The sequence below is a fragment of the Campylobacter concisus UNSWCS genome, assembly GCF_000466685.1.
In the GTDB taxonomy this organism is placed as follows: Bacteria; Campylobacterota; Campylobacteria; order Campylobacterales; family Campylobacteraceae; genus Campylobacter_A; species Campylobacter_A concisus_A.
In genome coordinates this window covers 1-332 of record NZ_ANNG01000123.1, presented here as the reverse complement: position 1 = coordinate 332, position 332 = coordinate 1, and the positions used below count along the sequence as shown (strand labels likewise).

At 40.1% G+C, this 332-nt stretch carries 2 protein-coding genes; both read right to left on the bottom strand.

Annotated elements, in window-relative coordinates; genetic code table 11:
• Positions 1-114 (bottom strand): tail protein X (locus UNSWCS_RS11745; RefSeq protein ID WP_035144202.1); only part of this gene is annotated, 114 nt, incomplete at its 3' end.
• The coding region (locus tag UNSWCS_RS11170) for a phage tail protein (protein WP_035144201.1) at positions 107-332 on the bottom strand (226 nt) is incomplete at its 5' end. The genes UNSWCS_RS11745 and UNSWCS_RS11170, both read right to left, overlap by 8 nt.

Here is a 332-nt window from a genome sequence, read left to right as displayed (position 1 = left end):
GGCTAGTTTTGGATTTAGAGCTAATACTTGCTCGAAAAATCTTAGATGCCCGTAATGGTTATAGACGATAGTATCAAGCCTATCACCGTCTTTAGCTATGTAAATTTTAGTCATAATCTCTCCTAAGCTCCAAACTAAAGCTCTGTGTAAAAAACGCTCCGTTTGGGGTAAATACGGCTTGTTTTTCGCTTATTTTAATAACCGCAAACCTGCCGAAATATTTGCCGTTTCCGTTGGTTAGCGGATAACTTTGCCTTGAGTAAGCTATATCGTAAAGTCTTTTAAGTGCCGTTTGTTTGTCGCCGTTATAGGGCATAGTCTGGCCCTCTATG